Origin of the sequence: Pseudomonas sp. HMWF006 (assembly GCF_003061205.1) — a bacterium.
GTDB classification, from domain to species: Bacteria; Pseudomonadota; Gammaproteobacteria; order Pseudomonadales; family Pseudomonadaceae; genus Aquipseudomonas; species Aquipseudomonas monsensis.
On sequence record NZ_QAIU01000393.1, the window covers coordinates 1 to 3,604 of the forward strand.

The following is a 3,604-nucleotide window of genomic DNA, read 5'->3' on the forward strand; positions in this document are numbered from 1 at the left end:
GTTGACCGAACTGCCGCAGTGGCTATTGACGCTGCCGAGCCTGACCTGGCTGGCCTACGCCGGTAACCCGCTGGAAACCGAGGCAGACGCCAGCGCCCTGGATGCCACGCCGTCGATCGACTGGTCGGCGCTGCGCCTGGAACAACAACTGGGCGAAGGCGCTTCCGGGGTGATTTCCCGGGCGCTCTGGCAGCGCGACGACGGTGCAGCGCAACCGGTGGCGGTGAAACTGTACAAAGGCGAGATGACCAGCGACGGCTCGCCGCTGCACGAAATGAATGCCTGCATCACCGCCGGGCTGCACCCCAATCTGATTCGGGTGGAAGGTCGCATCGGCGCCCACCCCGACGACCAGCAAGGGCTGGTGATGCAACTGATCGACCCGAGCTACCGCAACCTCGCGAGTCTGCCGAGCCTGGCGTCGTGCTCTCGGGATGTTTACGCCGAGGATTGCCGGTTCAGCGCCAACGTGGCGTTGCGCATTGCCCAAGGCGTGGCGTCGGCGGCGGAACACCTGCACCGGCAAGGCATCACCCACGGTGATCTGTACGGACACAATATTTTGTTGAACGAGCACGGTGACTGCCTGCTCGGGGATTTCGGTGCGGCGTCGTTTCATGCCACCACCGACACCCTGGAAACCCGCGCACTGCAACGCCTCGAAGTGCGGGCGTTCGGCGTCTTGCTGGGGGAACTGCTGGCGCGCATCGACTCGGGCCTGAGTGATGAACGGCGCGTCGTGCTGGAAGATCTGGAGCGGCGCTGCTGTCAGGCAGATGTGCTGGCGCGGCCGGGCTTCAGTGAAGTCATCGAGGTATTGGCGAAGCAGTGACCGCTGCGCGGTCAATCGCGAGCCCGCTCGCTCCCACCTTGGAATGCATTGCAACGGTGGGAGCGAGCCGGCTCACGATGAGGCACTTACTGCTACAACCAATCAGCCAGCCAGGCCGACGAACATGTCCTGCACGTCATCGTGGTTGTCGAGGCCTTCCAGGAACGCTTCGACTTCAGCCATCTGCTCGTCGCTCAGGCCGCTGACCGGGTTCTTCGGCTGGTAACCCAGCTTGGCCGACAACACGGTGAAACCCTGCTCCGGCAGGGCTTTCTGCACGGCGTCGAGGTCGGTCGGGTCGGTCAGGAACAGGGTCGCGCCGTCTTCGCCGGCTTCGAAATCCTGGGCTCCGGCTTCGATCGCGGCCATTTCCGGGTCGGCGTCCGGAGTGTCCGGCGACGCTTCGATCATCCCGACGTGGTTGAAGTCCCAGGCCACGGAGCCGGAGGCGCCCAGTTGACCCTTGCGGAACGCCACGCGAATCTCGGCGACGGTGCGGTTGATGTTATCGGTGACGCATTCGACGATCAGCGGCACCTGGTGCGGGGCAAACCCTTCGTAGGTCACGCGATGGTACTGCACGGTCTCGCCCAACAGGCCCGCGCCTTTCTTGATGGCGCGGTCCAGGGTTTCCTTCGGCATCGAGGCTTTCTTGGCCTGTTCAACCACCAGACGCAGGTGTGCGTTGGTGGCGGTATCGGCACCGTTGCGGGCAGCGATGGTGATTTCCTTCACCAGTTTGCCGAAGATCTTGCCCTTGGCGTTGGCTGCCGCTTCTTTGTGTTTAACCTTCCACTGTGCGCCCATTACTCACTCTCTTGATCTGTGGCGCCGAGACATCTATTGGCCGACGCGTGGCGCCAAGTTTATACGGCCTAAAGTCGTCAATCGACCAAAAAAATCGTCCTGCGAAATCGAGATCTTCACCACACCTTGTAGGGCGATTCTGAAAAGCAGCTTTAACCTGCCCCATCAGCGCTGTGGTTTCGTACCCTCTGAGCTTCGTTTCGCCTGACAGAGCCCGTGCGAATGCTCAATGACAAGGAAAGTCCCTTCACCCTGACCCTGACCACCAGCGGGTTGATCCTGCCGGTATTGCGCTTCGACGGCGAAGAGGCCCTCAACCAGCCTTATCGTTTCGACGTCGAACTGATCGGCCTCGCCCCCGCGATACCGCCGGGAGCGCTGTTGCAGCAACAGGCCTTTCTGCGCCTTGACTCACGACACGGGGTTCACGGCGTGATCCACAGCGCCAGCTGCGAACATCGCGGCACGCACCGGGTCGGCTACCGACTGGAGCTGGTGCCGCACCTGCACGGGCTGGCAGCGCCGGGCAAACGCCGGGTCTTCGTGCAACTGAGCGTGCCGCAGATTCTCCAGCGGTTACTCGAAAACGCGCTGCCGAGCGGCAATTACCGGATTGAAACGACCGTGGGCCATTACCCGGTGCGGCCGTTTTGCATTCAGTACGAGGAAAGCGATCTGGCGTTGTTGCAGCGCCTGTGCGAAGAAGAAGGCATCCACTACCATTTCGAACACCGGCCGGATGGCCATGTCGTGGTGTTTGCCGACGACAGCCTGAGCCTGCCGCAGTCGCCCACGTTGCTGCCGTTCGGGGCCGATGAGCCGACTCCGTCACCCCGGATCAGTTCGCTGTATCAGCAGCATCATGGCGCGCCCGTTGTGCCCCTGCATGCCGTGCGCAATCGCGGCCAGCAGGCGGGCGGTGAGGCGGCGGCCAATCAGACCGCGACGAATCCGCAGCCGTTATCCACTTCACCGGCACAACGCCATGCCGAGCAACGCAGTCGTCGGCACCTGGAACGGCAACGCTGTCAGCAGCGCTCGGTTCACGGTCGCAGCGACTGCGTGAGTTTGCTCAGCGGGCATTTGCTGCAAGTGCTGGAACACCCGCTCAGCCAATTCAACGAACAATGGCTGATCACTCACCTGCAACATCATGGGCAGCACCCGTCGATACTCGAACCGGCCTCGACCACACACCGTTATTACAACGACTTCACCGCGCAGCCCTGGTCAACCGATTTCCGTCCGCCACTCAAGCAGCGGCGCCCCGGGATTGCCGGCTATCACCTGGCGCAGGTGTCGGGAATACCGGGGCGACCGGCGCAACTCGACGAGCACGGCCGCATGGCTGTCACGCTCTGGCCCGAGCACGGTGAACCCTGCGACGCGAGCGCCAAGCTGTGGCTGCCCATCGCCATGACCCGCGCCAGTAGCCGCATCTGCGCCGACGATTTGCCCTGCGCCGGCAGCGAGGTATGGGTGAGTTTCCTCGACGGCGATCCCGACCGGCCGATCCTGTGCCTCGCCGATTCACGTCAGCCCCCGCCCCGGGACATCACGCACAACGACGACTTGCTGCTCGACTGGCTAATGAATGCACCCTGACCTCTTCCTGCAGGAGGGGTGGTCAGCCTTTATCGGCCTTGCCCGCCGCCGCGGCAAACCTGGCCAGGCGCACATCCAGATGCCGTGGCCGGCGACCGTGATCCTCGGCGCGTTCCTTGCGGCGGATGGCGTTGCGCACCATCAAGGAGCCGAGGTAACGAATCGGCTCCGGCGGGAAATAGCCCAACGGCCCGTTGACCAGCGGTGAGCGTGTCCACGGGTTATCCAGCCCCTGCACCAGCGAGGCGAGAATCTGCCCGCCCATATGGCACGGGCCGACGCCGCTGCCGGAATAGCCAAAACCGTAGAAGACGTTACCGCTGTGGCTCATCTGGCCGAAAAACGGCAGACCGGTGACCG

The 3,604-nt window shown here is 63.4% G+C and carries 3 protein-coding genes and 1 pseudogene; 2 read left to right on the forward strand and 2 right to left on the reverse strand.

Features of this window, described 5'->3' with window-relative positions:
* Nucleotides 1–832 (forward strand): protein kinase family protein (locus tag DBR24_RS16095; RefSeq protein ID WP_146189062.1); only part of this gene is annotated, 832 nt, incomplete at its 5' end.
* Nucleotides 833–934: 102 nt separating this feature from the next.
* Here DBR24_RS16095 and DBR24_RS16100 read toward each other — a convergent pair.
* The gene (locus DBR24_RS16100; RefSeq protein WP_123462334.1) at nucleotides 935–1,639 is read right to left on the reverse strand and encodes a YebC/PmpR family DNA-binding transcriptional regulator; all 705 of its coding nucleotides are present in this window, start codon (nucleotides 1,637–1,639) and stop codon (nucleotides 935–937) included.
* Between the two features lie 222 nt (nucleotides 1,640–1,861).
* On the opposite strand from DBR24_RS16100, the gene DBR24_RS16105 reads away from it, so the two are divergent.
* On the forward strand, nucleotides 1,862–3,244 hold the full coding sequence (locus tag DBR24_RS16105; RefSeq protein WP_128615257.1) for a type VI secretion system Vgr family protein: 1,383 nt from the start codon (nucleotides 1,862–1,864) through the stop codon (nucleotides 3,242–3,244).
* A 22-nt stretch (nucleotides 3,245–3,266) separates the two neighbouring features.
* Here DBR24_RS16105 and DBR24_RS16110 read toward each other — a convergent pair.
* Nucleotides 3,267–3,604: pseudogene (locus tag DBR24_RS16110) on the reverse strand (FAD-dependent oxidoreductase); the annotation flags it as partial.

Excerpts from the sequence above, each read along its gene's own strand:
- DBR24_RS16105 (WP_128615257.1), top strand. The coding sequence starts at position 1,862 with ATGCTCAATGACAAGGAAAGTCCCTTCACCCTGACCCTGACCACCAGC.
- DBR24_RS16100 (WP_123462334.1), bottom strand. The coding sequence starts at position 1,639 with ATGGGCGCACAGTGGAAGGTTAAACACAAAGAAGCGGCAGCCAACGCC.